Origin of the sequence: Janthinobacterium sp. B9-8, assembly GCF_000969645.2 — a bacterium.
Lineage (GTDB): Bacteria > Pseudomonadota > Gammaproteobacteria > Burkholderiales > Chitinibacteraceae > Iodobacter.
The window spans coordinates 2,324,449-2,349,231 of record NZ_CP014222.1 but is presented as its reverse complement, the minus strand read 5'-3'; the positions used below and the strand labels follow the sequence as shown (position 1 = coordinate 2,349,231).

22 protein-coding genes are annotated in these 24,783 nt (G+C 49.7%); 7 read left to right on the top strand and 15 right to left on the bottom strand.

The annotated features are described in order from the left end of the window. Positions 1–45: 45 nt before the first annotated feature. Positions 46–2,493, top strand: a complete 2,448-nt coding sequence (locus VN23_RS10515; protein ID WP_046351155.1) for a glycogen/starch/alpha-glucan phosphorylase — start codon at positions 46–48, stop codon at positions 2,491–2,493. A 132-nt stretch (positions 2,494–2,625) separates the two neighbouring features. Continuing rightward, positions 2,626–3,174 (top strand): NUDIX domain-containing protein, encoded by a 549-nt coding sequence (locus VN23_RS10510; protein WP_046351156.1) that lies wholly within the window; start codon positions 2,626–2,628, stop codon positions 3,172–3,174. A gap of 42 nt (positions 3,175–3,216) precedes the next feature. Here the strand turns inward: VN23_RS10510 and VN23_RS10505 are convergent, their stop codons facing one another. The 3 genes from VN23_RS10505 to VN23_RS10495 all read right to left on the bottom strand — a co-directional run bounded on the left by VN23_RS10505 (position 3,217) and on the right by VN23_RS10495 (position 5,510). Then, positions 3,217–3,897 carry a hypothetical protein gene (locus VN23_RS10505; RefSeq protein WP_052746503.1) on the bottom strand — a complete coding sequence of 227 codons (681 nt, stop codon included), beginning with the start codon at positions 3,895–3,897 and terminating at the stop codon, positions 3,217–3,219. 63 nt (positions 3,898–3,960) lie between these two features. Next, positions 3,961–4,821 carry a 4-hydroxybenzoate octaprenyltransferase gene (gene ubiA / locus VN23_RS10500; RefSeq protein ID WP_046351331.1) on the bottom strand — a complete coding sequence of 287 codons (861 nt, stop codon included), beginning with the start codon at positions 4,819–4,821 and terminating at the stop codon, positions 3,961–3,963. Between the two features lie 152 nt (positions 4,822–4,973). Next, complete coding sequence (locus VN23_RS10495; RefSeq protein WP_046351157.1) at positions 4,974–5,510, bottom strand: chorismate--pyruvate lyase family protein; 537 nt, start codon at positions 5,508–5,510, stop codon at positions 4,974–4,976. A 124-nt stretch (positions 5,511–5,634) separates the two neighbouring features. Here VN23_RS10495 and VN23_RS10490 point away from each other — a divergent pair, with 124 nt between their 5' ends. Next, positions 5,635–6,417, top strand: coding sequence for a substrate-binding periplasmic protein (locus tag VN23_RS10490; protein WP_046351158.1), 783 nt, complete (start codon positions 5,635–5,637; stop codon positions 6,415–6,417). A 3-nt stretch (positions 6,418–6,420) separates the two neighbouring features. Beyond that, positions 6,421–6,912, top strand: coding sequence for a GNAT family N-acetyltransferase (locus VN23_RS10485; RefSeq protein WP_046351159.1), 492 nt, complete (start codon positions 6,421–6,423; stop codon positions 6,910–6,912). A 71-nt stretch (positions 6,913–6,983) separates the two neighbouring features. On the opposite strand, the gene VN23_RS10480 is transcribed toward VN23_RS10485, so the two are convergent. The 4 genes from VN23_RS10480 to VN23_RS10465 form a co-directional block, all read right to left on the bottom strand. After that, a complete protein-coding gene (locus VN23_RS10480) occupies positions 6,984–7,736 on the bottom strand; it encodes a PEP-CTERM sorting domain-containing protein (protein ID WP_046351160.1) in 753 nt (250 codons plus the stop codon). Between the two features lie 256 nt (positions 7,737–7,992). After that, entirely contained in the window at positions 7,993–9,216 is a 1,224-nt protein-coding gene (locus tag VN23_RS10475) for a HAMP domain-containing sensor histidine kinase (protein WP_046351161.1), read from the bottom strand. A 609-nt stretch (positions 9,217–9,825) separates the two neighbouring features. Continuing rightward, positions 9,826–10,512 carry a response regulator gene (locus VN23_RS10470; RefSeq protein ID WP_046351162.1) on the bottom strand — a complete coding sequence of 229 codons (687 nt, stop codon included), beginning with the start codon at positions 10,510–10,512 and terminating at the stop codon, positions 9,826–9,828. Between the two features lie 294 nt (positions 10,513–10,806). Further along, positions 10,807–11,310: a Spy/CpxP family protein refolding chaperone gene (locus VN23_RS10465; RefSeq protein ID WP_046351163.1), complete on the bottom strand. Its 504-nt coding sequence runs from the start codon at positions 11,308–11,310 to the stop codon at positions 10,807–10,809. A 213-nt stretch (positions 11,311–11,523) separates the two neighbouring features. Between VN23_RS10465 and VN23_RS10460 the strand changes: the two genes are divergently transcribed. Beyond that, positions 11,524–11,904: a RidA family protein gene (locus VN23_RS10460; protein WP_046351164.1), complete on the top strand. Its 381-nt coding sequence runs from the start codon at positions 11,524–11,526 to the stop codon at positions 11,902–11,904. Positions 11,905–11,967: 63 nt separating this feature from the next. On the opposite strand, the gene VN23_RS10455 is transcribed toward VN23_RS10460, so the two are convergent. Genes VN23_RS10455 through VN23_RS10435 form a run of 5 tightly spaced genes read right to left on the bottom strand, consistent with a single transcriptional unit; the run spans position 11,968 to position 17,040 of the window. Further along, a complete protein-coding gene (locus VN23_RS10455; protein WP_442905442.1) occupies positions 11,968–13,380 on the bottom strand; it encodes an efflux transporter outer membrane subunit in 1,413 nt (470 codons plus the stop codon). 9 nt (positions 13,381–13,389) lie between these two features. Then, the gene (locus tag VN23_RS10450; RefSeq protein WP_046351166.1) at positions 13,390–14,307 is read right to left on the bottom strand and encodes an efflux RND transporter periplasmic adaptor subunit; all 918 of its coding nucleotides are present in this window, start codon (positions 14,305–14,307) and stop codon (positions 13,390–13,392) included. A gap of 3 nt (positions 14,308–14,310) precedes the next feature. Continuing rightward, entirely contained in the window at positions 14,311–14,508 is a 198-nt protein-coding gene (locus tag VN23_RS10445; protein WP_046351167.1) for a DUF1656 domain-containing protein, read from the bottom strand. A gap of 40 nt (positions 14,509–14,548) precedes the next feature. Beyond that, on the bottom strand, positions 14,549–16,585 hold the full coding sequence (locus VN23_RS10440) for an FUSC family protein (protein ID WP_046351168.1): 2,037 nt from the start codon (positions 16,583–16,585) through the stop codon (positions 14,549–14,551). After that, positions 16,582–17,040, bottom strand: coding sequence for a MarR family winged helix-turn-helix transcriptional regulator (locus VN23_RS10435; protein ID WP_046351169.1), 459 nt, complete (start codon positions 17,038–17,040; stop codon positions 16,582–16,584). Before VN23_RS10435 ends, VN23_RS10440 begins: the two co-directional genes overlap by 4 nt. Before the next feature lie 247 nt (positions 17,041–17,287). Here VN23_RS10435 and VN23_RS10430 point away from each other — a divergent pair, with 247 nt between their 5' ends. After that, a complete protein-coding gene (locus VN23_RS10430; RefSeq protein WP_082752731.1) occupies positions 17,288–20,068 on the top strand; it encodes a M16 family metallopeptidase in 2,781 nt (926 codons plus the stop codon). 51 nt (positions 20,069–20,119) lie between these two features. Here the strand turns inward: VN23_RS10430 and VN23_RS10425 are convergent, their stop codons facing one another. From VN23_RS10425 to VN23_RS10415, 3 genes are all read right to left on the bottom strand, one after another. After that, entirely contained in the window at positions 20,120–20,449 is a 330-nt protein-coding gene (locus VN23_RS10425) for a hypothetical protein (RefSeq protein WP_046351171.1), read from the bottom strand. Positions 20,450–20,600: 151 nt separating this feature from the next. Continuing rightward, positions 20,601–23,054, bottom strand: coding sequence for an ABC transporter permease (locus tag VN23_RS10420; RefSeq protein WP_046351172.1), 2,454 nt, complete (start codon positions 23,052–23,054; stop codon positions 20,601–20,603). An 82-nt stretch (positions 23,055–23,136) separates the two neighbouring features. Beyond that, on the bottom strand, positions 23,137–23,829 hold the full coding sequence (locus tag VN23_RS10415; protein WP_046351173.1) for an ABC transporter ATP-binding protein: 693 nt from the start codon (positions 23,827–23,829) through the stop codon (positions 23,137–23,139). Between VN23_RS10415 and VN23_RS10410 the strand changes: the two genes are divergently transcribed. Beyond that, positions 23,828–24,427: an arylesterase gene (locus VN23_RS10410; RefSeq protein WP_046351174.1), complete on the top strand. Its 600-nt coding sequence runs from the start codon at positions 23,828–23,830 to the stop codon at positions 24,425–24,427. The two genes, VN23_RS10415 and VN23_RS10410, sit on opposite strands and share 2 nt — an antisense overlap. Positions 24,428–24,783: the final 356 nt, after the last annotated feature.

Genomic DNA, 24,783 nt, shown 5'->3' with positions numbered 1-24,783 from the left:
CTAAGCTAGGGCGACGATTCCACGCGTTTTTTAAAGGAGCACCCAATGACGGTTTCTTTTGAATACGATTCTCCCGGTAATGATAGCGATGCTTTAAAGCATGCCATTGCCAATAAGCTGGTGTTTTTTATTGGCAAAGACCCGATTGTGGCTCAGCCTAAAGACTGGTTGAATGCGACTTTTTTGGCGGTAAGGGATAGGCTGGTAGAGCGCTGGATGCGCACCACACGGGCGCAGTATTCTCAGGATTTAAAGCGGGTTTATTATTTATCAATGGAGTTTTTAATTGGCCGCGCTTTATCCAATGCGCTATTGGCGCTGGAATTATTCGAGCCGGTGAAAGCGGCGCTTGATGAAATGGGTGTGGATTTAAATGAGATTCTGGATTACGAGCCTGATGCGGCGTTGGGTAATGGCGGCTTGGGGCGTTTGGCCGCGTGTTTTTTAGATTCAATGGCCACAATGGGCGTGCCGGGGTTTGCCTATGGCATACGTTATGATTTTGGAATGTTTAAGCAGCGCATTATTGATGGCCAGCAGGTTGAAGCACCAGATACCTGGTTGTCTGCTTTAAATGTATGGGAATTCCCAAGGGATGAAATTCAATATGTAGTGCAATTTGGCGGGCGAATAGAAACAAGAGGTAATGTGGTGCATTGGCTGGATACGCAAGATGTATTGGCGATGGCTTATGATTATATTATTCCCGGCTATCAAACGACGGCTACCAATACGCTTAGGCTTTGGTCGGCGAGGGCTTCACGCAGTATTAATTTACATATGTTTAATCAGGGTGATTATTTTGCAGCGGTAGAAGAAAAAAATCATAGCGAAAATGTATCCAGAGTTTTATATCCTGACGATTCTACCCAGCATGGCAAAGAGCTTAGATTGCGGCAGGAGTATTTTTTTGTTTCGGCTTCTTTGCAAGATATTGTGCATCGCTATTTATTTACCCATGAAGATTTTAATCAACTTAGCGATAAAACTGCCATTCATTTAAACGATACCCATCCTGTATTGGCTGTGCCAGAATTAATGCGTATTTTAATTGATGAATATCACTTGGATTGGGGCACGGCTTGGGGATATACACAGAAAATTTTTTCTTATACCAATCATACTTTAATGAGCGAGGCGCTGGAAACCTGGCCGGTAGAGATGTTTAGCCATTGGCTGCCCCGACATCTAAAAATTATTTTTGAGATTAATGAGCGCTTTCTCGCTGAGGTTAAACAGCGCTTTGCGGATGATGCAGATTTGATTCGCCGCGTTTCTTTGGTGGATGAATCAGGCGAGCGAAAAATTCGTATGGCTTATATTGCTGTAGTGGCTAGCCATAAAGTGAATGGTGTTTCGGCACTGCATTCTCAATTAATGAAATCGACCATCTTTGCTGATTTTGCGCGGATTTATCCAGAGCGCTTTACCAATGTGACCAATGGCATTACGCCAAGGCGTTGGCTAGCTCAAGCCAATCGGCCTTTAGCTGCCTTGATTGACGAAAAAATAGGCAGAACATGGCGGGTTAACCTAGATGAATTGGCCGAGCTAAAGCCCTTGGCTGAAGATGAGGGTTTTATTGGCGATTTTATGGTGGCTAAGCGGGCCAATAAAGAGCGCTTAGTACGCTATATCGCTACGCATCTCGGTGGTATTGTTTCACCTGACGCTTTATTTGATATACAGGTAAAGCGCATTCATGAATATAAACGGCAATTGCTTAATGTATTGCATGTGATTACCCGCTATAACTTTATTCTAAAAAATCCAGATGCCGCTATTGTGCCAAGAGTGGTTGTTTTTGCAGGGAAAGCCGCATCGGCTTATAAAATGGCCAAATTATTAATTCGCCTGATTAATGATGTGGGCGCTAAAATTAATCACGATGCCAGAGTGGGCGATAAGCTGAAAGTGGTGTTTATTCCTAATTACAGCGTGAGCCTTGCTGAGATCATTATCCCCGCTGCAGATTTATCCGAGCAGATTTCGACCGCAGGTACTGAGGCATCGGGCACAGGAAATATGAAATTTGCATTAAATGGCGCATTAACGATTGGTACTTTGGATGGTGCAAATATAGAAATTAGCCAAGCGGTGGGCGCAGATAATATTTTTATATTTGGTAATAATAGCGACGATGTGCAGCGCCTGCGGCAAGAATCGTACGACCCCCGTGCGATTTATGAGACCGATCCAGTCTTGCATGAAGTATTAAATCAAATAGCATCCGGCTTTTTTAGTGCCGATGAGCCAGAGCGCTATCGAGTTATCTTTGATTTACTGGTCAATTGGGGCGACCATTATCAATTATTGGCAGATTTTGCAGATTATGTAAAAGTGCAGGGCAAAGTGGATGCGCTGTATCTAAAGCCATTGGAGTGGCATAAAAAAGCCCTGCTGAATGTGGCCGGAATGGGGCGCTTTTCATCGGACCGCAGCATCAGCGAATATGCGCGTAAAATCTGGAATAGCAGCAGTGTTAAATTGTAATCGCTGTTGCGGTATGGTTCGATTGAGGGCAAATAAGGGGAAGAGGCCATAGAAACACCGTGATTTATCTTCGTTTTTCTCTGTGTCCTCTATGTCTACAGAACTTTTTAATTATCAACCCGCTGGGAATCCATGCAAAAAGATCAACATTTAATCGAAGAAAAAATCAGTAGCGAGCGGGTGTTTGATGGCGCGCTCTTGCATATCAATCGCGATACCGTGCGCCTGCCCGATGGTAGCCATGCCACGCGTGAATATGTGATCCACCCCGGTGCGGTGATGATTATTCCGGTGCTGCCCGATGGCAAACTTTTGATGGAGCGGCAATATCGCTACCCTATGCACCGCGTGTATCTGGAGTTCCCCGCTGGCAAGCTTGATGCCGGTGAAGATGCACTGGCTTGCGGCAAGCGCGAATTATTGGAAGAAACCGGCTATACCGCGCAAGAATGGCAAAAGCTAGGTGTTCACCATCCCATCATTAGCTATACAAATGAAGAAATTCATTTTTATTTGGCGCAAAATCTCACGGCGGGCAAGCCTCAGCTCGACGAAGGCGAGTTTGTAGAATGCGTAGCGGTGAGCCTCGATGATCTAATTGCAGGTGTGCTGGATGGATCGATTACTGATGGTAAAACGGTTAGTGGGATTTTCTGGGCAGAGAAGATGCTGCGTGGCTGATTAAGCATAGAGCTTGCAGGCAAGCTCTATGCTTACGTGTTGTTATTGCTTGGTATAAAGGCCGCGAGGCATCGCTTCTTGGTCGCTGATGCGCAGGCCTTTTTCTTCTATTTTTAGCTGTAGCTTTTCAAAGGTAGCGGGCCTGGCTTGGCTTTCATCGCTGTTTGCAAAAGCAGCTATCCGGTCTTTTTTGCGCTCTGCGGGAATCGCAAACCATTGCCAGTCACTTTTGCTTTTTGCGCCACGTAAACCTGCTCGCATCCATTCCTCACTATCAGGCATATCAACGATGGCATCGCCATTTGCATCGCTGATGGCGGTCAGCGTCTTACCTGTTTTGCTTTCAAATTTCACTGCAACGCCCGGTGTCGGCCCAACTTGGGGTATACCTACAATCGCTACCCAAGTGCCCGCTTTTGCGGGCTTACGGATACGCATTTCATCTTCGGTAAACAGGCGAAAGCTGGGGTTTTCTGCGGCAGGGGTGGAGACGAGCAAAACGTTGCCCTTGTCCACTAGCCAGGTACCTTGGGCGTATTGATCCACCGCGCCATAGCTCATCATCCATTGAAACTGACCATCCTTGCCGAGCAATAGCTCGGAGCCCACTTCACGTACCCCTTGCAAATAATAATGGCCAGGTAAGTCTTTTGTATTCTTCACTTCTGCAAAAACGGCACTGTTTAGGCAGGTGATAAGTAGTGCTGTAATGATCTTTTTCATTGGGGTCTCCATCAGTAGAAGGGGGCTTATTACGTAAAAGGTAGGCCTCTACTTTCTATGAAATCAGTGGCTAAGCCCATAATCTAAAACCAAGCCCATAAAAATCACCGCGCCAATTCGGTTGTTACTTAAAAAAGCCTTAAAGCAATCTGCTGGTTCGCGGGCGATGATCTGGCTGTATTGCTGGAGTGCTAAGCCTGCTGAGATGAGCAGGGAAATAAAATAAATCACGCCGCGCTGGCTCTCTATGCCTAGCCATGCCATCAGGGCGATAAAACCTGTGAAGCAGAGCATGATGGCGATCACGTCAAAGCGGCCAAAGGTGATGGCCGAGGTTTTAATGCCGATTTTTAAATCGTCAGGCCGATCGACCATGGCGTATTCGGTATCGTAAGCGATGGTCCATAAAATATTGGCCAGCAGTAAGATCCAGGCAAAAGCGGGCACGTCACCCGTTTGGGCGGCAAAGGCCATAGGGATGCCAAAGCCAAAGGCGATGCCTAAATAGGCTTGCGGTAAGGCTAGAAAACGTTTGGTGAGTGGGTAAGAGCCCGCTAGAAATACGGCGGGGATAGAGAGGAGTAGCGTCAGCCGGTTTAAAGGCAGCACCAGTAAAAATGCGGTGAGTGCTAAGGCAGCCGCCAGCAATAGCGCTTCCTTAGGTTTGATTTCGCCAGAGACTAAGGGCCGAGCATGGGTGCGCTCTACATGGCCATCAAAATCTCGGTCGCAATAGTCGTTAATCACGCAGCCAGCGGCGCGCATTAAAAAGGTGCCTAGGCAAAAAATCAGCAGCAGCATCGGGTCGGGGCGGCCATTGCTGGCAAACCATAGCCCCCATAATGTTGGCCAGAGCAGCAATAAAGTGCCGATGGGTTTGTCGATACGCATCAGGCGGGCGAAAGCAGGAAGTCGGGATAGCATAGGGTGAGTCAGCTTCAAAAAATGTGCGCTTACTTTGCTGCTGGAAAGCGCTGGCGTCAAGGTTTATGGCCTTTTCGCAAGAGAAAGTAATTACTTACATCTTGGGGGTATTTTGCGCTGAAGGTGGGCTGCTGGTTTTGGCTATCTTATTATTAAGCGCTGTCTAATAGTGCAGGCAAAAATACTTCGGTGACCAGTAGTTTGTCGTGGCCTGCATAAAATATCGAGCGCCTTGCCCATAGTTTCTTTGGTAATGATCCCACGGCGGCCTGAGCTTTTTGCCAGAGTGGATGGCGTGGATCGATGCAACACCAGCTAAGGTCAGAGCGGCAGATAGTGGGGTCAGCAAATAGCAAGGCACCTAGCGGGCGGCTGCCACTACGGCCAAATAGATGGAAGCCTTTATGTAAGGCGGCAGGCGTGGTGATGCTATGTGCGTAAACCAGCGAGGTGCGTTTGCTTTTTAAGACGACTTCGCGGCAGGCCATATTTTGTCTGTTGGCTGTTCTACTTAAGCAAGCTGCTTCATCCCAATGCGCTTGTTGCCAGCCTTGAAAGATCACTTGTACCGAGATCTCAGGAAAATGCGCCATCAGCATGGCGGTAAGAGAGCCGCGTTCGGTAAGCCAGGGGTGTAAAGGGCGGGGAGCAAGGCAGAGCGGGGTGCGCCAGTATTGCGGCAAAGACATAAAAGTGGCCAGGGTGAGCAGAGGCTAGATTATAAGCAGTGTCAGCTTGCTTGTGTGCAGGCACATTGTCGGTTTGATGTGATTAGCAAGAGGAGTCTTTGTGCTTTGCTGCTAAGCTGGAAAAATGAATAAAGCAAAATTTCTTGGAATAGGTGTCTTGGCGAGCTTGCCAGTGGCAGCAGCACAGGCAGAGATTGTGCTGCGTATCGGGGTGAATCAGCAATCATCTCCTCCTTATATTATGGGCGATAGTTTACAATTGCAGGCTTTGCCAGGGATTGCAATTGAGCAGGCACGTGCTGCAGCAACACAGTGTGGCGTTTTGCCAGAGATAGAACGCTATCCCCCTTTGCGATTACTGAATAGTTTAAAAAGTAATTTGATTCAAGGCGTGTTAATGCTCTCATATACGGAGGAGCGCGCCGCCTTTGCTGTTTATCCTATGCGCGATGAATTGCCCGATCATAGCCAGCGCTTAACGACTCTGCGCTATGCTTTTTTTGTAAACCGAGCATCGAAGCTGGTTTGGGATGGCAAGGGGTTGACGGGTTTGCAGGGCAAAGTGGGGGCAAATATGGGGTGGTCGGTTGTTAAAGATCTAGAGCGATTAAATATTCCCTATGAAGAGGCGCTTAGTATCGAAAATAACTTTGCCAAATTAACGGCAGGCCGTATTGATGCTTATGCGACGCAGCAACATCTGGGTGATGCTTTTTTAGAGCAGAATAAAAAATTAAAAATACAGCGCTTAGAGCCGGATATCAGCACAAAAGATTACTTTTTAATTTTTAGTAAATCTTTTTATGCCGAGCATCCCAAGCTGGCCATTTGTATCTGGAAAAATATTGGGGATGAGCGTGATAAGCTTTTTAAAAAGCGCATCCCTGTTTATTTACGCGAGAAGTGATCAATGAATATAGTTGCAATGACCCCCGAATTGTTCTCTCAGTTTTGGTCTGTATTTTCTGCAATTATTCAAGCAGAAGAAACCTATGCATTTGACCCTGATTTAAACGAGCAGCAAGCATTTGAGCTGTGGTGCACACTGCCTGCCGAAACCTATGCAGCGGTGGAAGATGGCGTGGTGCTTGGCTCTTATTATATTAAAGCCAATGCCAGCGGACCGGGCGCACATGTAAGCAATTGCGGCTATATGGTGGCAGATGCCGCCAGAGGCAAAGGCGTGGCCAAAGCGCTGTGCCAGCATTCACAGCAGCGTGCTTTGGCGCTGGGTTTTAAGGCCATGCAATTTAATGCCGTGGTTTCAAGCAATACTGTGGCAGTGGCGTTGTGGCAAAAGCTGGGTTTTGAAGTGGTGGGCAGGGTGCCTAAAGCTTACCGGCATAAGCAGCTGGGTTTTGTGGATACGCTGGTGATGTATCAATGGCTGGCTGCGGATTGAGCCACGGTAGGAGCTAACTTCAGGACGGGTGCAAGCTTTGGCATGCACCCGTTTTCAAAATATAGCCCGCTTTACACTCGCAGCTTACGGCGGCGCGTGAGCAAGGCAATCATGCCCAGCCCCATCAGCGCGTAGGTTTCAGGCTCTGGTACGGGGGTGATAGTTTTACCGAAAGAGCCGGTATTTGCGGCCAGATTGGCAAAGTTGCCATTGCCTAGATCAGACCAGTTGCCTGTGTTATTGACCAGCGCTTTGTAATCGCTCATCTGTGCTTGGCCAGTGCGTAAACCGGTGTATTCCGCGAAATCAGAACCATTTCTCAGCTGGATTGCGCCATTGCCAGTCGATAAGCCCGTATTTGTTAAGCCACCTTCTGCACTGCTGAAAGCGCCGGTAGAAATCGCTGCTAGGAAAGTAGTGGGGGCAGTGGCCGATGTACCGAGATAGGCATAAACCGTTTCGGCAGATTGGCTTAGCCCAAAGTTATTGCTGCCAGATACATTGCTGCGGCTGAATAAACCTAAGGAAGACGAGAGCTTGCGTGCATCATCTGTAGCACTAAAGCGAATCACCGTGCCTGCAGTGATGCTTGCAGAACCGCTTAGCCATTCATGAAAACTCTCGCCTTTATTAAAGCCTGCGCCATTCCATTCATTATCTGTGAAATAGATTTTGGTATTGGCTGCGATATCGACAAAAGTGGCCATGGCCCAGCCATCTTCATCAGCATTAAAGGTAGTGAAAGCCATATCGCCGCTAGCCAGGCCGGCATGGCTAGGGGTAGCGATTACTAAAGTCAGTGCAAGGAGTGAGGATTTCAGCATGTGGATGGCCTTACAAGAATTTTTGCGATTAAGAGAAAGCGTGCCGGGGCAGGCTTTCGGCCCTATATAAACTGATATCCACTATGCAGAAAGTGTGTGACTTGGCCGTGACGATTCGGTGATGCCTTTGTGAAAGCGATGCAGAATATTTGCCGCGTTGGTTATAAGCGGGCGAGCAGGTTCAAAAGCAAGTAGCGAGGTGCTGTGCTTCAGAAGCGGGTGCTCTATTTAGAAAATGATGGGTATGTATTGCAGATTAAGCTTGAGTGCTTCTTTTAAAGCTGACTTTAAAACAGCTGCCCCCGCTTGCTGGCGATTGATATTCAACGTTGCCACCATGATGCTCGGCAATCCGTTTAACCAGCGCCAGCCCTAAGCCATGGCCGCCTTTGCCCTCGGGCGTGCCGGGTGGGCGGTAAAATGGCTCGAAGATATGCGGCTGGGCTGCTGCTGCAATGCCTGCTCCTTGATCGCACACATTGAGCCGCACCCAATCGGCCTCTATATCAATACGAATGCTTAATGGTGCCGCGCCATAGCGGTTGGCGTTTTCTAATAGATTACGGATGAGGCGTTTTAAGAGTCGCGGGTCAGCTTCGATCTCGGTATTGGGGCCTGCTACGCTGGCCTGAAAAGGTGCGGCTTCAATCTGGCACAGCTCAAGCAAATCAAGGCGCTGGGTTTGCAGGCTTTCTGGCCTTGCATCAAGGCGGCTCATCAGCAGAATCTCTTCGACCAGCTCATTCAGCTCGCTGATATTCTGGCTGAGTTCTTTCTGCAAATGGGCAGGGGCATGATCGCCCAGCAGGGTGGCGGCCATTTGCAAACGGGCCAGTGGCGAGCGTAATTCATGCGAGGCGTGAGCGAGTAGATTTTTGTGCGCGTTCAGCAGTTCGGCAATTTGCTCGGCGGCGCGGTTAAAGCGAATCGATAGCCGCGATACTTCATCTTTGCCATGTACAGGCAATCGCACCGAAAAATTCCCTTCACCTAAAGCATCAAGCTGATTGGCAAGTGCCTCTAAACGACGGCTGAGCTTACGCGCCAATGGAATCGCCGCAATGGCAATGGCCAGTGCCAACATGGCAAAGCCTGCCAATAGGCCGGGGCTTTTTTCACGATGTGCTGGGCGGCCAACCAGAATCAGGCGCTGGTCGGGCAGGCGTAATTGAAAAATACGTGGCTTGCCTCGCCTTAACTCCAAAGGCTCGCCTACGCTGGCAATCATTTGTCCGTTCGCTGCATAAAGGCTGATAGGGATATCGAATTCCTGAGTCAGCTGGGTAAAAACTGCAGCTTGCTCGCTAATGGGCCGATCAGCAGGTGGAAGCGCCGCAGCCAGCAAATTAGCCGTGCCATGGATTAAGCGTCTGGGCGGCGGATCGTCATGCCATTGATAAAGCAGCCCCGCCAGAAGTGCAAATAACACCAGGCTGCCAACAACGGTAAAGTAAATCTGCCAGTAAAGCTTATGCCGCACGGTGAGTCCTTTAGCAGGGTGATATTTGATGTAGGGCGGGGGAAACCCGATGTTTATCAGCTTTTGATGTGCGTATCTGGTGGTTTTTTCACCAACCCAGGCAACTTAACAGGGCAAAGCTTGGTTTTTATAGGGTGTGCAAGTTTGTTTTTCTTGCGCACCGCCTCTACAAAAGCGATGGGTTTTATTTCATAGGCGCTAGGCAAAGCCAAAAAGATCTTTTAAGTGCCTTCGGCACGTTAATTTAGGTGCGGGCGTCCCGCTGGACCTTCCTTTCTTGTGTGGCCAAGAAACGAAGCCAAGCCACAACACCAATAACACGAAGGCTCCTACGCTGCGGACAATCGAGTCGGCGGCAGGCGAGACTCGCTCGTGCCTCGCTGCCTCTGGCCGAAACCCCGCCCCGCTTGTTCCTCGCTACGGCGTGTTTCAAGGGGAGATTTAAGCCCCGTACTATGAGCTGCGATATGAATCCAGATTGCTCATTTTTAAGATACTCAAAATCTATTAAATTAACTTAATTTAGCTCTCGTTTTTCTCCCTCAAACTTCATGTTCTTTGTGAGCTCTGTGTTTCAATATTTGGGCTTTATTGCAGAGCGGGGCATTTTTAATCCTCCGTTTTAGCAAATACATAGCCCACACCGCGCACGGTGATGATGCGTTTGGGGGCTTTGGAATCGTCTCCAATCGCGGCGCGGAGTTTTGAGATGTGTACGTCGATGCTGCGGTCAAAGGCTTCCAGCGTTTCACCGCGTACCTGATCTAAAATTTGCTCGCGGCTCAGCACTTTTCCGGCGTGGCGGGCGAGGCAGAGTAGTAAATCAAACTGGTAGCTGGTGATGGCGCACGCTCGCCCCGCAACCATGACGCTGCGGGCATCGGCGTCGATTTCTATATTGCCAAAAGTGAGCGAGTTGCTGCTGTCTGTGTTGTTTTGGCGGCGCAAAATAGCGCGTAGTCGGGCGAGTAATTCTCTGGCATCAAAAGGCTTGGCAAGATAATCGTCGGCACCTAATTCCAGCCCTACAATCCGGTCGGTGACATCGCCTCTGGCGGTGAGCATCAGAATGGGCAGCGGCTGGGTCTGGCGAATCTGCTTGCATAAATCAAGGCCGTCTACATCAGGCAGCATTAAATCTAAAATCAGCGCATCAAAGCTGCGGCTGGCAAGGGCCGCTAAACCCCGTTTACCATCGTGCGCCACGTCCACCGCAAAGCCTTGCAGCCGCAAGTATTCGGCCAACATCGCAGTAAGACGTTCATCGTCGTCGATGAGTAAAAGCTGCTTGGACATGTGATTCCTGTGGCGATGCGATTCAAGTTAAGGCAAAAACATAGCAAAAAAGCTGTTTTTTTCTAGGGTGTGCCAGTCGTTTTTTTGCGCACCGCTCTTCTGATTAGCAAGATTTTTCAATTAGTCTTGATCGAGCGCTAAACCTTGAACCACAGAGTAAAACGAGGACACAGAGTCCACAGAGAAAACCATCGAATCTGTTGTTTCCTCTGTGCTATCTGTGGTTCGAGATTTTGCGCCCTCAGCTTTAAGCTGAAGCATTTTTATAAGCAGGTTTCATTTTAAAAAACCTGATTAACCGTGCTTACGGCCTTTTCTGTCCATTTTTTCAACTAGTTTAAGTCTTTGTTCCGGAGTCAGAATTTTGCTGGCCTCGGCAAGGATCGCCGTCAGTTTACGGGATGATTCATCCATTGCCTTGATCTTGGCCGCGCGCAGTGTTTCTAGCTGTGCGGCATCTACCGTGGTCTGGCTTAAGGCTTTGCGCAGCTCATCTTTATCAGCATGCATCGCGGTCCGTTGCGTTTTCATTTCCGTAAACGCTTGCTCGGCAAGTTGATTCAGCTGGGCTTTTTGCGCATCTGTTGCGCCTACTTCTTTCAGCGCTTTATCTAAGCGGCCCTGCATCATTTTGTGCATTTGCTCAGGATTGCCGTGACGCATACCTGGCCCACCACCGCAATTGTCTGGTGCTGCTGCGTAAGCTAAACCGCCTAAAGAAAGCCCCATTACAGCAATAATAGCTGCACGGCGTTTCATCTGGCGATGTTGAAATTTGGCTTTAAGTGCGCTGAACATGGTGATTTCCTTGAGAGTAGTTTGGTTTTGCAAGATGGCTTGCAACAACTGCAGAATAGTTGACCGAGGTAAAGCGCATGTGTTGTTTGTGTAAAGTTATGTGTAGTAGCTGGTGTTCTTAACGCATCGGGTAACCTTCACTTAAGCCGCGCCGCTTGGGGTGTTATCATTGTCTATACAGCGTTGATTTTTATTTTGACTAAAGGACACCCCATGAAAGACCTGAACACCAGCAATGCCCCTGCAGCGATTGGCCCCTATGTACAAGCTAAAGATATTGGCCAGCTGGTTTTTACTTCCGGCCAATTACCCATTGATCCGGCTACAGGCGAAATGCCGGCAGCAGCTGGCGCACAGACCACTCAGTGCTTAGCCAATGTGGCGGCCATCTTGCTTGAAGCGGGCCTGAACGCATCCAACATCATCAAAACCACGGTATTTGTAAAAGATTTAAACCATTTTGCCGAAGTCAATGAAGCCTATAGCCGCTTCTTTGAAGGCACAGGCAGCTACCCGGCGCGCAGTTGCGTAGAAGTCGCGCGTCTGCCAAAAGACGCCATGGTTGAAATTGAAGTGATCGCACTGCGCGCTTAAGGTTTTTGAGTTTGTAAAAGCATAGTAGGGTGGGCAAAGCGGTTTACCGTGCCCACCTTAAACTTACTCCTCCCATCCCCCGCCTAAAGCCATAAACACCGCAATCTGGTTGCTGGTGAGTGCGCCGTTCGAGCTAGCGAGGGCGCTTTCTGCGCTGGCTAGGCTACGGTTGGCGTCTAGCACGGTGAGATAGCTTGTTTTCCCTGATTTATATAATTGCTGCGCTTGTTTGGCGGCCTCGGTGCTGGCGCTTTTTGCGTTGATCAGCGCTGCATTGCGGTCTAGCTCGCGAGCGTAAACGGTGAGGGCGCTTTCTACTTCGCGCAGGGCGGTGAGCACGGTGGAGTCGAACTTAGCCAATGCGCCATTTGCACCTGCCGTGGCCGCTGCAATTCTGGCTCGGGTTGCGCCAGTATTGGGTATGGTCCAAGAAATCAGCGGGCCGATGCCCCAGCGCATGGTGTTGCTATCGCCAAATTGATCTAAAGCGCCGGTGGACCCAGCGGTTAATCCCAGACTGATGCTAGGATAAAGATCGGCAGTGACCACGCCAATGCGGGCGGTGGCTGCGGCTAGGCTGCGTTCGGCTTGGCGGATATCCGGACGGCGGCGCAGTAAATCACTGCCTTTGCCGCTAGGAATCGTACTGGCCAGTTGCGGTGTGGTATTGCACTGTAAAACCGACGCAGGTAAGACCGATTCGATGGCTTCAGGCACATGGCCAGTCAGTACGGCAAGGCGATACATGGCGATACGGCGCTGTGCTTGCAGGGGCGGCAGGGCGGCTTGCAACTGGGCCAATTGCCCGAGTGAACGAACTACATCTAAAGATGTGCCTCGGCCTGCTTTAAAGAGTTTTTCATCCAAACCCAAGCTTTGCTTTTGCAAGTTAACTGATTGCTGGGCGACTTGCAGCTGCCTGCCTGATGAGCAGATATCCGCAAAGGCGCGGGTGGTTTCGCCAGCAACAGAGACGCGGACTAAATCATAGGCAGCTTTGGCGGCTTCGCTATCGGCCTGCGATGCTTCAATCCCTCTACTGATTTTGCCGACCAAATCAAATTGGTAAGACACGCTCACGCCGGTGTCGTAGCTAAAATCATCATCCAAAGCCTTGGGTAAGCCTTTGGCTGCAGCGGAAGGGCGACCATAACCCGGAGCAAGGCTCATGCCGATATTGGGCGATTTTAAGCTTTGCGCTTCACCCAAGAGGGCACGAGTGCGGGCTAGATTAGCGGCCGCTTGGCGTAAATCGGTGTTGGCGGTAAAGGCTTGCTCAACTAGCTTGTTGAGTGCGGGCTCACGGTAAAGCTGCCACCAATTCTTCGGCAGGGCTGCTTCGCTTTTAGCGTCTAAAAACCCACTTTGTGCGGTGCTGCTATCTATTTTGCTGGCAGTTGGGCCTTGGTAATCAGGGCCAACGGCGGCACAGCCCGCTAAGGTAATCAAGGTAAATAAAGGTATTTTTTTTAGCATGATCATCTCTTATTTCTTTGCCGCAGGCTGGGAGCTAACTGTTGCCGCTGGCCCCGCAGCCTGATGCTCCTTGTCCGCAGGCTGGACTTTAACCGTCACCGTTTGCCCCGCCACCAGATGGATTTCGCTCGGGACTTTATCGATAGCCACGCGTACTGGGATGCGCTGAGCTAAACGTACCCAGTTAAAAGTGGGGTTGATATTGGGCAAAAGATTGCTGCTGGCACCGCGATCCCTATCGGCAATCCCTGCGGCGATGCTTTCTACATGGCCTTTAATTTCAGTTTTTTGCCCCATGATATTCATGGTGACGGGGGCATTTAATTTGATTTTCCCTAGTTTGGTTTCTTCAAAATAACCTTCCACATAGAAGGAATCCCGATCAACCAGTGCCAGCGTGGGTCTGCCAGCGGTAGCAAAGCCGCCTTTTTGCAAATCCAGATTGGTGATCACGCCGTTTACTGAGGCGTAGACGCGTGAGCGTGCTAGATTAAGCTTGGCTACTTCATGATTGGCTACGGCCTGCGCCATTGCGGCTTGCAGAGATTCAACTTTTGAAAGGGTTTGCTCGATGCTTTCTTGAGAAATTACCCCACTGAGCGATTTATTACGGCTGGCTTCACGCTCCGCTTGTTTTAAGGCACTGCGCTGTGCCTGTACGGCGGCTTCGGCCTGACGTAAAGAGAGTGCAAATCGCTCTCTGTCAATTTCAAATAAAAGCTGGCCTGCTTTTACTTCCTGATTATCCCGCACGGCCACAGCGGTAACTTGGCCGCTCACATCGGGAGCCACTTGAATCACTTGCGCGCGCACGCGGCCATCTCGTGTCCATGGCTCTACTTCATAGTGATTCCATAGACGCATGCCGATAAAAATGGCGGCGGCCACTACGGCTAAGGTAATCAGAATCTGGATTATTTTTTTCATTTTTTAACTCGATAGAAGCGTGTTGATAAGGCCTAAAAGGATGACGTAGAGCGCCGTATCAAACAGCGCCGGGTGCCATACCCAGTGATAAACGCCAAGGCGCTGAAAAACCCAGCGGGTGAGCCAGTAAGGTAGAAAGGCCAGTATGCTGAGCACTAAGAGCTGCGGCATAAACAATCCAAACAATTCAATTTCCATCATTGCTGTGGCTCCTGAGCGGGCCGAAAACAAGCAAGGTTAATCATGGTTTTTCGTCCTGATGATTGGGCAGGGCTATGGCTTGTTGCGATAAGTCTGCGATGGGTTGATGAGATAAATTTGCTACGGTATCTGGGAATAAATCGCGGCGGATACCGACTAAGGCGGCAATCAAAGCGAGCTGTGCCGCCGAGGCGGTTTCCTGAATAGCCCCACGCAAGGTGCTATCTAATTGGCTGAGCAGATTTGCAGAAGGGATCGCTTGTTTGGCGCGCCCTGCAAAGTATTGCGATAGCTGCGTGAGTAGTGGCTGGATATGCAAGGGCAACTGATCTTGATACTGAATCAAGATGGTCATTTCGTGGCCGATGCGTAAATCATTGAGCACGCTGGCGGCAGGCGCGGGGTCGCTCAGGGTGGCTAAGCGCGGCGCAAGTAAGCCCAGCCTGTCTATCATCCGTGAGGCAAAGCCTTTATCGGGTGTTGCTGCCTTACCCAGCTTGGCTAAATCTTGCCAGCCCGCAAGTAGGAGGCGATTAACGACCCATTCACCCGATAAAGATCGAATGAGCCCCGTTACAACAAGGGCACTGGCGATACCTGCTAATTCACCAAATTTGTTATTTAAAAAAGTATTCATATCGGCCATAGCGGTGTCTTGCAAAGCCAGTGTGCTAGCCAGCACCAAGGTAATCATCAGTGCAGGAAAAGCACTGGCTGGCCGCATCATAAAAATGCCTAAAATAAAAAACACAGGGAACATCAGCATCGCCAGCATGCCAAAGCTATGGGTGGCAGGGAGCGCCACTAACAGATAAAAAGCAGAGAGGGGAATGGTGACCACTGCCAGAATAAAAGTAGCTTTAATGGCGGGGGCAGGATCATCCAGCGCGGCAAAAAGCGAGCAGGCGACGGCGGCCATGACCGGTGCCATCATGCCCGATGGCCAGGCGGAGGCAATCCAGAAAGCGCCGCTGAGGGTAATGGCCAAAAAGGCCGTAAGCGCCGATCTAAAGGCAAGGCCTCGGTCTCGGTGCAGTTTATCTGTATTGGTTTTGATCAGAATTTTTTCTATATCAGCGCCCAGTACCGAGGATGACTGATTCATCGCACGGCGAATCTCTGCTGCGTGGGTGCAACACTGAATTAGCGCCGTAAGCCGTGTGCCCAAATTAATCAGCAGCACATCTTGCCAGGTACTTTGCGCGCTGGCCTTGGGCTTGATCGCAGCAATTTCTGCATAAAGCGCATCAGCCTGTGCGGCATTGGTACCCGCTTCAATCCAGGCGGCGATACGATTGAGCAGAGCCTGCCACTCAGGGGGGATCTCGCCCAGTGCCAGCTTACGGTCTTCAATGGCGTAAAGCAGCGGTAGCGCTAAGGCGAGTTGATCGCATAGGCCATTGACTAGTCCCGAGGCCCAGCTCAGACGCGAGGTATCAAAGGGCAGGTGGGTGGCTAAAAGGCGCAGTTCAGAAATGGTACCGGCCATTTTTCGTCGATCGCTATCGTTATCTTTGTTGCTTTTTAAAACATCAAGTATCCATGTTCTTGCTTTATCCCGTGCTTCATCAATCCGCGCTAGCAAGTTGGGGCCTACGGGCACGGGGAGAATCAGGCTGTGAATCAGCGTGGCGCAAACAATGCCCAAGGTGATTTCTTCTACGCGGGCAAGGGCCACATCAAAAATTGCGCCGGGCATGCTGACGCTGGGAAAACCGATCAAGGCACAGGTATAGCCTGCCAGCAAAAAGGTATAGCTGCGCGGGGTGCGATCAAGCAAAGAGACGTAGATGCAAAGGCTGATCCATAAGGCGAGCGCTAGCAGCAGTAATTCGGGTGAATTAACTAAATTGGGCACCAGCAGTAGCGTGACAATCGAGCCCAGCACCGTGCCAATCACGCGATAAATGGCTTTAGAGCGCACCGCTCCCGAAAAAGGGTGAGCCACAATATACGCTGTGAGCATGGCCCAGAATGGCCGGGGTAAATCCATGCTAAAGGCGATATATAGTGCCAGCATGGCGGCGGCAAAGCTTTTGAGCGAAAAAGATATTTCGCCAAATGTGGGCAATTTCACGCGGCTTGCTCACTTAAAAACTGTTCCAAAGAAAGCCGTATATGGTTAAAAATACGGTTGCAGGCTTCTAAGTCTTCTATGGGCAAGTCAGAAAAAACGTGGCTTCTTAGCTCGGCAAGCAGGATCTCGATTTGTCCGGCATGCTGGCGTCCCTCTTCGGTTAAACAGAGTATTTTGGCCCGCCGATCCAAGGGGTCTTCCGTGCGTAAAACAAGTTGATCGGCCACAAGTCGATCAATCACGCGGATTAAAGATGCGGCTTCTATCCCCACCATTTCGGCCAGCACACCGTGGCGTATGTCTTTATTGCGGCCGATTAAGACCAGAGGCCAGGCACTGGCGAGGGTTAAACCGCAGCGATGTGCGCACTGATCTACTGCACTGCGATACAGGCGTGAGAGCTGGGTTAGCTCGTTAGGGAGCGAGATGCTCAGCTGGTTTTTAATGGGATCCATGTATTTATCTCTATGGCTAATAGTTAGCATGGTAGCTAATTGTTTGGTATTTGGCTTTCCCACTATTGCCATGCCCTGAAAAGCCGCTTATCCATATACTAAAAAAGAAGCATTATTAGGTTTTACAAGCTTAAGTATTGTTTGAGCCCGTTAATTGCTTTCAATTTATGCTTAAATATGGACATACTTAAGTAAGTTATTGCCTTGTCATGATGTGCCACTTATCTTTTCTAACAAGATGGAAACTATGAAGCTACCTCGCCTGACGTTTTTAAGCTTAGCGCTTGCCCTTGCCTTTCTTCCTTCCATTAGCCCGGCGGCGGTTCCTGCAAGCAGCAGCGCCACTGCTTCAGGTTTGAAGCTGATTCGTTCTGTAGAGGGAATGAATGAATATGAGCTTAGCAACGGCTTAAAAGTATTGCTGGTGCCGGATGCCAGCAAACCCATCACAACGGTGAATATCACTTACCGTGTGGGCTCTAAGCATGAAAACTACGGCGAAACGGGCATGGCCCACCTGTTAGAGCATTTAATGTTTAAAGGCAGCAAGGCGCATCCAAGGCTGTGGGAAGAAATGAGCCAGCGCGGCGTGCAATTTAATGGCACCACATGGCTGGATCGCACCAATTATTATGAGACGTTTGCCGCTAAGCCAGAGACCCTGGAATGGGCAATCTCTATGGAAGCCGATCGCATGGTAAATTCGCGCATCTCGGGTGATGATTTAAAAACCGAGTTTTCCGTTGTGCGCAATGAAATGGAAAAAAACGAAAATTCGGCTTCACGTATTCTGATTCAACGCATCTTATCTGCGGCTTATCAATGGCATAACTACGGTAAAGACACGATTGGTGCGCGTACCGATGTAGAAAACGTCAATATCAAACGCCTGCAAGATTTTTGGCGAAAGTACTATCAGCCGGATAATGCAGTACTTGTGGTAGCGGGTTCTTTTGATACCGCGCAAACGCTGAAATTAATTGAAAAGAAATTCGGCGTTATTCCTCGTCCTAAGCGCATTATTGAAAACACGTACACTTTAGATCCTGCGCAAGATGGCGAGCGCAGCGTGGTGATTCGCCGCGTGGGCGAGAGCCAGTTTGTGGGCGCGGCCTACCATACGGTGCCAGCGGCGCATCCTGATTATGCTGCGTTTGAAGTGCTCTCTATTATTCTGGGCGATACGCCTAATGGCCGTTTATATAAATCACTCGTAGAAAGTAAATTAGGCACCGGCGTATTTTCATGGTCGGCCAATTTGGAAGAGCCGGGCTTTATTTTGTTTGGTGTGGAATTACGTAGTGAACAGAATGCCATATTGCCGCTGGAGAAAAATGATCAAAGCATCATTATGGCAAAGAAAGTGTTGCTTAATACAATTGAAGATCTGGCAAATAACCCGATTAGTGATGAAGAGCTTGCCCGTGCTAAAACCAAGATAGATAGTGATATGGCTAAAGTATTTAATAACCCGGAGCAATTGGGTGTAGCCTTATCTGATTATATTGGCAATGGCGATTGGCGTTTATTATTCTTATTAAGAGACCGGGTCAAAGCCTTAAGCAAAGCCGATGTGCAGCGTGTGGCGCAAACCTGGTTAAAATCCAGTAACCGCACTACGGGCGAATTTATTCCTGAAGCCAATCCACAGCGCGCACCTCTGCCTGCCAAAGTTGATTTGGCCGAACAAATTAAGCAGTTTAAGCCCGGTGTTGCGATGGCTGAAGGTGAACGTTTTGTTGCCTCGCCAGAAAACATTGATAAGCGCACGCACAGTGGCCAGTTTGCCAATGGCATGAAATACGCTTTTTTGCCTAAATCCACTCGCGGTAATACAGTATCGGCCAGTTTGTCATTGAATATGGGTAATGAAAAAAATCTACATGGCAAAGCACTGATTGCAGGTTTAACCGCTGAAATGCTTGATCGAGGCACTCAGAAACTAACGAGCAAGCAATTTGCTGAGCAATTGGATCAATTACAAGCCAAATTGCAAATAATAGGTGATGTTAATCAGCTTTCGGTTTATGTGGAAACGGTAAAAGATAAATTACCTAAAGTATTGGATTTGGTTAATGACGCTTTACGCCAGCCTGCATTTGATGAAGCTGAGTTTTTATTGCTGATTAATAAAGAATTGGCGCAGCTGGAATCATCGCGTAAAGAGCCGCAACCCATTGCTTCTGATTTGCTTAAAAGCCATTTAAATACCTGGCCAGAGGGTGACCCACGTGCTTATATCAGCCTTGAGCAGCAAATTACCCAAGTAAAAGCCGCTAAACTTGCAGATCTTAAAGCGTTTTGGGCAGAGTTTTACGGAGCCAATCACGCTGAAGTTGCTGTAGTGGGTGATTTTGACGAAGCAGCGATTAAAGCTCAGCTGGCTAAGCAGTATGGCAGCTGGAATGCCAAGCAAGATTACGCCCGTTTAGATGAGCCTTTTCAGCCGAATAAGCCATTAGATATTAAACAGCCTACACCTGATAAAGCCAATGCCTTTTTTATTGGCCGCATTGCGCTGCCTGTAGGTGAAGCGCACGCTGATTACCCGGCGCTAGCTTTTGCTAATTACCTTTTAGGCGGCAGTATGAATTCCAGAATTCTGGAACGTATTCGCCAGAAAGACGGCATTAGCTACGGTGGGGGCTCGAACGTACAAGTTTCTAGTCAGGATGAATCAGGTAGTTTCTTGACCTACGCAATTTATGCACCGGAAAACCGTGCCAAGCTGGAAGCAGGCATCCGTGAGGAAATCGAACGGGTACGCAAGGATGGTTTTACCGATGTGGAAATTAAACTAGGTAAAGAAAGTTTTGTGCAGCAAATGCAATTATCGCGCACTCAGGACGGCAGCTTAGCGGGTATTCTGGCCAGTAATTTATACTTGGGCAGAACTATGCAATTTAGCGCAGATTTTGAAACCAAGCTAAAAGCCTTAAGCCCGGCGCAGATTAAAGCGGTGATGGTGAAATACATCGACCCGGCAAAATTATCCGTGGTGTATGCGGGCGATTTTAATAAAAAGTAAGGCATCGATTAGATGGGCAAAAGCCGACGCGTAATGCGTCGGCTTTTTTATTTAAAAAAATATCGCATACACAAACATTAAGCCTAGCGTCCATTTGATTGCTAATACATTGAGAAATAGGGCGTCAAAAATCCATACGTCGTCGAGCGGAATAGCATGGCGCGAGCTGGTGGAGTAAACCAGATCGGTAATGCCATTGGCTTCGCTATTGAAAATGCCGACAAACATGCCGGGGTAGCGATAATACTGTTCCCGCCAGCGTTTTTCGTTTTCTAAGACAAATTCTGGGTAGTGGCGAAAGATAAGTGCTCTGGCGCGATGAAAAAGCTCGGCATAAAGAACGCCTAAGGCCAGCATAGTAAACACAAGAAACAAAGCCATGATATCACCCGCATTGCTGTTTTAAATTCAGCATAGCCTTTGATTGCTTGGGTGCAGTTTTTTTTAGGCTGGGGAATGAATGGGTTGGCTAGTTGGATGGCTGTTTATAAAGGGTGTGCAAGAAAAACGACTTGCACACCCTATATCACGATTACCCCGCATCCCTTAGCAAAACCATAGGCGATGTTTTGCTGAGCTTATGTAAGCGCCTGAGCACGGCCAAGGTGGTGATGGCGGCGCCGCATAGCAGGCTGGCGAAAGGCAGCCAGTAGTTAAAGGCCACAGGCAGCTCGAGTAATTCCTGGCCAATCACGACCCCACCTACACTGGCCATCAGCCCCGCGATTAAGCCTGCAATGCCGCCAACCAGCAGGCTTTCTGATAGCCACACGCTGCGCAGCTTCTTCGATGTGGCACCCAGCGCTCGTAATATAGCGGCTTCTCTGGCGCGCTCAGATTCGGTGGTGTCAAGCGCGGCAAACAGCACCGTTACCCCCGCTGCGATGCAGAATAAAAACACCAAACGCAGCGCTGCCGCAGATAAATCTAAAATCCGCCGCACTTCGGCCAGCACCTGGCCTACGTCAATAATCGTGACGTTCGGCAGGGCTTGCACCAGCTCGGGCACAATGGTTTTTTGTGCTTCACTGAGATGAAAGCTAGTGATCAGACTGGTGGGTAAATCAGCGACAAGCGCCTTGCTGGCAACCACAAAAAAGTTGACTCGAAAGGAATCCCAATTGACTTCGCGTAGATTCACAACGGGCGCGGTGACTGTGCTGCCCGCAATATCAAAGCTCAGCATATCGCCAAGTTTGATATTTAAAGTCGTGGCAAGTTTGGCCTCTACCGAGAAACCGGGCTGTTTATCATTGAGCGACTTACCCGCAACAATGCGGTTGTCCGCACTCATAATATCGCCCCAAGAGAGATTGAATTCGCGCTCTGCTAAGTGCTTTGCTCTGTCTTCCTGAAAGTTTTCCGGCTTGATGGCTTGCTTGTTTTGCATGGTCCAGCGGCCACGAATCATGCTTTGCAGCGCAGGTATGGGCATGTGTCGATTAATAAAGCGTTGTTCAAATTGCGCTGCTTGCTCAGGCTGAATATTGACGGCGAAATGATTGGGCGCATCGGCCGCCACACGGCCTTCCCATGTTTTAAGTAAATCGCCCTCTACCACGGTGAGCAGCCAGATGCCCAAGAGGCCAATCGCCAAAGCACCTAGCTGGGCAAAGGCTAGGCCAGGGCGGCGTAGCAACTGGCGCAGCGCCAGCTTAATCGGGTGTTCTGGCAAGATACGTGGTAAAAGCCAGAGTAAGCCAAGGCCGCTGCCGCCAGCGAGTAATAGCGTTGCCACAATTCCTGCGCCCACCATCAAGGCCAGCTTGGCTTCCGCCGCAATCCACCAGAGCAGCAATAAAAGCGCTAACAGGGTGAGTGCCCATTGTAAAATCAGGCTGGCTTTGGGCTCTAACTCATGGCGTAACACGCGTAGCGGCGGGGTATTTGCCAGCGCCAGCAGCATCGGCCCCGCGCTACCCATCAGCAGCACAAATCCCAATAAAGAGGCGATGAGCCAAGGCAGCAAAGTGCCATCGGGTAGGGCGGCAGGCAGGCGATGCTGAATGCTGAACACCAGCAGGCTTTGCGCTCCCCAACCTAGCGCGCCGCCGACGATGCTTGCCGCTAGCGTGAGGAGGGCCAGTTGCGATAGCAGCAGGGTGCGCACCGTGCCACGGCTCGCACCCAAGGTACGTAGCAGGGCAACGGTATCAAAATGACGGGTGGCAAAGCGGCGTGCCGCCAGCAAAATCGCCATGGCCGCTAGGCAGCCCGCAAGCAGGGAAGTGAGCCGCAAAAAGCGCTCGGCACGCTCTAAAGCGGTTTTTACTTCGGGCCGAGCATCGCGCACGTCTTCCAGTTTTTCGCCCCGCATCAGCTTGGGCTGCACCGCCTGATGCCATGTGGCAATGGTGGCGGGGGGGCCAGCAACGAGTAGCCGGTATTTTACGCGGCTACCAAACCCCAATAAGCCGCTGGCCGCTAAGTCTTGCTGATTAATCATGAGGCGAGGCTGCAGGCCAGAGAAATCCATGGCGGTATCGGGCTCGCGCTCTATCAGGGCGGCGAGTTTAAGCTTGAGCTGGCCGACTTCCAGTGTGTCGCCTAATTTGAGTTTTAAAGTCGCTGCCAGCCTTGCATCGGCATAGGCAGTGCCCGCCTCCGGCGCGGTACTGACATGGCCATCGGGCGCGAGCTTTAATTGCCCACGCAAAGGGTAGGCATGGCTAACGGCCTTGACGGACGACAGCATTACTTGGCCATTAAATCCTGCCATGCTTGGAAAAACAGCGGTTTCTGCGGTATTTAAACCCAGGCGTTCTGCCTGCTGCCGGTAGTTGGCATTGAGGGCGTGATCTGAGCTGATGACGGCATCCGCTGCCAGCAAATCATTGGCTTCCAGCGCCAGCAATTTCTCCATCCTTGCTGATAACAGCCCCACGGCGGTGAGGGCAGCAATGGCAATAATCAATGCCGCCAAGAGGGTGCGATATTCACCGGCTTGAAAGCTGCGGTAAAACAAACGCCAATTGAGTTTATGCATGGGGTTTCCGTTAAGGCAAATCGTCGGATTAATAGCCGTTGTAGGGCGGGTTACACCCGCTCTAGGAAATTGTGTAAATTAATTACGATGCTGAAAACTCGATCTGCGTCCCCGCAGAGAGTCTTAATTGCCAGCCACAACGCGCCGCAAGTTTTTCATCGTGGGTGACGAGCACTAGCGTGGTAGCGGTTTCCCGATTTAGCTCAAATAACAAATCAGCAATGGCCGTGCCGGTGGCGGCATCTAGGCTGCCGGTTGGCTCATCTGCAAAGAGGATTTTCGGATTGGATGCAAAAGCGCGCGCTAAGGCAACACGTTGCTGCTCGCCTCCCGATAATTGCCTTGGCGTATGTTCCAGGCGATGGCTTAAGCCTACTCGTTCCAGCCATTCTGTAGCACGGGCTGCGGCGTCTTTTTTACCTGCTAATTCCAGTGGCAGCATGGTATTTTCTAAGGCAGATAGCTCGGGTAACAGCTGAAACGATTGAAATACAAAGCCAGAAACCTGCCCGCGCAGCTCGGCCCGCTGGTCTTCGTTTAAGCTGCCTAAATCTTTACCTGCCAGCGTAATTTGCCCGCGTGAAGCTTGATCCAACCCCGCTAATAGGGCGAGTAAGGTGGATTTGCCCGAGCCCGAGCTGCCCACGATGGCAAGGCTGGCTCCCGCTGGCAGAGAAAATTCAATATCATGCAAGAGATCGAGTTTTTCGACTGCGGTGCTGACTGTCTTACCCAGACCGCGCACGGCCAGCATTATTTCTGAGGGATGATTCATGTGGCGTTTCGTATCCGTATTGGGTTTTAGTGTGTGTATGGCGTCGGCTCAGGCCGCAGCGCCTTTAATTCTAGTGTTTGGTGATAGTCTGTCTGCTGGCTATGGTATTGCAGCTAGTGCTGCATGGCCTGCATTATTAGATAAAGATCTGGCTAAGCAAGGTAAAGCATGGCGGGTGGTGAATGCCAGTGTGTCAGGAGAAACGACAGCTGGCGGGCTTACAAGGTTCCCGCAGGCACTTAAAACACATCAGCCCAAAATGGTATTGCTGCAGCTTGGGGCCAACGATGGCCTGCGTGGCTTGCCGCTGGCGGATATGGAAAAAAATCTAGCTAGCATGATAAAACTAGCCAAAGCCAGCGGTGCTAAAGTGCATCTGATCGGCATGCAAATGCCGCCTAATTATGGTGCAAGCTATACGCAAGGCTTTGCTGCGATTTACCCTCGGCTGGCAAAGCAATACAGTATCAGCTTAACGCCATTTTTACTCGCACCTGTCATTAAAAACACCACGCTCTTTCAGGCCGATCAGCTTCACCCTAAGGCTGAAGCACAGCCTTTGTTAATGAAAATGGTAGAAAAGGATATGGGGGTGTAGCGGTTTTTTTCAAATAACTCCCTATCTATTGAAAGTAGAGAGTTATTTGAGCACTGAGCGCTCCAAGAAACTCGCTATAAGTTTGTCTCTCTACTCTTATACCTCCAGCTATATTTCATGGCGTGGAGGCGTCTATAAGCCTAACGGCATCAATAAGCTTTTTTAGCTCCTCGTTTGTTTCCTGGCATAAATTTTATTTCTTAGCGATTTCACATTTATATTTTCTTGTTTTTTGTCCTGAATGCTTATTCTATTGCGCAGCACAGAAGTGTATCGCATAGATGTTCATTCGGTTTATAGGATTATGCAGATAATATTTTCTGAGTTTTTCTTATTCATCGTTTCAAGTATTATTT

Excerpts from the sequence above, each read along its gene's own strand:
- VN23_RS10515 (WP_046351155.1), top strand. The coding sequence starts at position 46 with ATGACGGTTTCTTTTGAATACGATTCTCCCGGTAATGATAGCGATGCT.
- VN23_RS10510 (WP_046351156.1), top strand. The coding sequence starts at position 2,626 with ATGCAAAAAGATCAACATTTAATCGAAGAAAAAATCAGTAGCGAGCGG.
- VN23_RS10505 (WP_052746503.1), bottom strand. The coding sequence starts at position 3,897 with ATGAAAAAGATCATTACAGCACTACTTATCACCTGCCTAAACAGTGCC.
- ubiA (WP_046351331.1), bottom strand. The coding sequence starts at position 4,821 with ATGCTATCCCGACTTCCTGCTTTCGCCCGCCTGATGCGTATCGACAAA.
- VN23_RS10495 (WP_046351157.1), bottom strand. The coding sequence starts at position 5,510 with ATGTCTTTGCCGCAATACTGGCGCACCCCGCTCTGCCTTGCTCCCCGC.
- VN23_RS10490 (WP_046351158.1), top strand. The coding sequence starts at position 5,635 with ATGAATAAAGCAAAATTTCTTGGAATAGGTGTCTTGGCGAGCTTGCCA.
- VN23_RS10485 (WP_046351159.1), top strand. The coding sequence starts at position 6,421 with ATGAATATAGTTGCAATGACCCCCGAATTGTTCTCTCAGTTTTGGTCT.
- VN23_RS10480 (WP_046351160.1), bottom strand. The coding sequence starts at position 7,736 with ATGCTGAAATCCTCACTCCTTGCACTGACTTTAGTAATCGCTACCCCT.
- VN23_RS10470 (WP_046351162.1), bottom strand. The coding sequence starts at position 10,512 with ATGTCCAAGCAGCTTTTACTCATCGACGACGATGAACGTCTTACTGCG.
- VN23_RS10465 (WP_046351163.1), bottom strand. The coding sequence starts at position 11,310 with ATGTTCAGCGCACTTAAAGCCAAATTTCAACATCGCCAGATGAAACGC.
- VN23_RS10460 (WP_046351164.1), top strand. The coding sequence starts at position 11,524 with ATGAAAGACCTGAACACCAGCAATGCCCCTGCAGCGATTGGCCCCTAT.
- VN23_RS10455 (WP_442905442.1), bottom strand. The coding sequence starts at position 13,380 with ATGCTAAAAAAAATACCTTTATTTACCTTGATTACCTTAGCGGGCTGT.
- VN23_RS10450 (WP_046351166.1), bottom strand. The coding sequence starts at position 14,307 with ATGAAAAAAATAATCCAGATTCTGATTACCTTAGCCGTAGTGGCCGCC.
- VN23_RS10445 (WP_046351167.1), bottom strand. The coding sequence starts at position 14,508 with ATGATGGAAATTGAATTGTTTGGATTGTTTATGCCGCAGCTCTTAGTG.
- VN23_RS10435 (WP_046351169.1), bottom strand. The coding sequence starts at position 17,040 with ATGGATCCCATTAAAAACCAGCTGAGCATCTCGCTCCCTAACGAGCTA.
- VN23_RS10430 (WP_082752731.1), top strand. The coding sequence starts at position 17,288 with ATGAAGCTACCTCGCCTGACGTTTTTAAGCTTAGCGCTTGCCCTTGCC.
- VN23_RS10425 (WP_046351171.1), bottom strand. The coding sequence starts at position 20,449 with ATGGCTTTGTTTCTTGTGTTTACTATGCTGGCCTTAGGCGTTCTTTAT.
- VN23_RS10420 (WP_046351172.1), bottom strand. The coding sequence starts at position 23,054 with ATGCATAAACTCAATTGGCGTTTGTTTTACCGCAGCTTTCAAGCCGGT.
- VN23_RS10410 (WP_046351174.1), top strand. The coding sequence starts at position 23,828 with ATGTGGCGTTTCGTATCCGTATTGGGTTTTAGTGTGTGTATGGCGTCG.
- VN23_RS10415 (WP_046351173.1), bottom strand. The coding sequence starts at position 23,829 with ATGAATCATCCCTCAGAAATAATGCTGGCCGTGCGCGGTCTGGGTAAG.